Genomic DNA, 1,351 nt, shown 5'->3' with positions numbered 1-1,351 from the left:
GGGGCGGGCCGGGCTCCGCCGGCTGCGGCGGCGGGGAAGGCCCGCGGTCTGCGGGGTGCTGTCCGGGAAAGGTTCCGCCGCGCCGGGGCCGTCGCCGACCCGGTCCTCCGGGCGCGTGTGCTCGGCGAGTCCGGCGTGCTCGGCCGGTTGCGGCTGCTCGGGCCGGGTGGCCTGCCCCGGCCGGCCCGTCCGCTCCCACGCCGGGGCCTTTGCGGGCCAGGCGTCCGCGGCTCGGTCCTCGGCGGGCAGGGCTTCCGGGCGCCGGTGCGCCGGGACCCGTGCCGCCGGCTCGGTGAGCAGCCGGAACGGTACGAACATCACGGCCCGGGTCCCGCCGTACGCGGAGGTCCCGCTCAGCTCCACGTTGAAGCCCAGCTCACGGCTCCACCGGCCGACACAGGCCAGACCGAGCCGGGGCACCGCACCGAGCCGGGTCAGGTCCAGATCGTCGTGCAACTGGCCCCGGGCCTGCTCCAGCACGTCCGGCGGCATGCCGAGCCCGGCGTCGTCGATCTCGACCACCGCCCCGGCCCCCACCTCCCGGACGTTGACGATGACCTGGGAGCGGGAGGGCGAGAAGACCGTGGCGTTCTCCAGGAGTTCGGCGATGGCGTGCATGAGCCCCTCCGCCGCCGGCGGCGCCGCGTACAGGGTCTGCCCGCCGTGCACCTCGATCCGCCCGAACTCCACGATCCGCGACTGCGCGCCGCGTACGCAGTCGTACAGCGAGACCGGACGGGTCTCCCGGCGCGCGGGCCAGATGCCGCACATCACCAGCAGGGTCTGCGCCTTGCGGGTCATCTGGGAGGCCGCGTGGTCGGCCTTCATCACCTCGGCCATCAGCCGGGGATCGTCCAGCGAGCGTTCCACCTGGTCCAGTACCTGCTGCTGCACCGTGGCCATCACGTGCATGGTGCGCGCGACCGACTCGAAGGCGGCCATCACCGAGTCACGCAGGACGCGTTCACGGTGCACCGCCTCGTCCGAGCCGAGCACGTCCACGACGCTTTCCAGCGACCGTGCGAACTCCTCGCCGGTCTCCCGAGGTTCGCGCAGCGGGCCCGGCGCCCCGTCCACCCGCTGCCCGGTACGCAGCAGTTCGGCGATGGCCGGTACCCGCACCCGCGCGAGGTGCGCCACTTCGGCGTCCCGCGCGAGAGCGAGCGCCGCCATCCCGGTGCGGTGCGCGCGCTCGGCGCCGAGTTTCCGGGCGAGCAGCACCACCGGTGCGAGCAGCAGGGCGGCGACCGCGACACCACCGGCCGCCGCGAAGCGCGGCGCGTCGCCGTGCTGCTTGCCAAGATCACCGGGAAGCAGAAGTACATCGACGACGCCAACCGGTGGCTGGACT

General features: G+C 74.5%; 1 protein-coding gene. It reads right to left on the bottom strand.

What is annotated here, in order from left to right; genetic code table 11:
* Positions 1-1,173: ATP-binding protein (locus ACWD3D_RS37110; protein WP_451465031.1), on the bottom strand; the 1,173-nt coding region annotated here is incomplete at its 3' end.
* Positions 1,174-1,351 lie beyond the last annotated feature (178 nt).

The sequence above is a fragment of the Streptomyces sp. NPDC002690 genome, from assembly GCF_053592415.1.
This window is presented reverse-complemented; position numbering and strand designations above follow the sequence as displayed.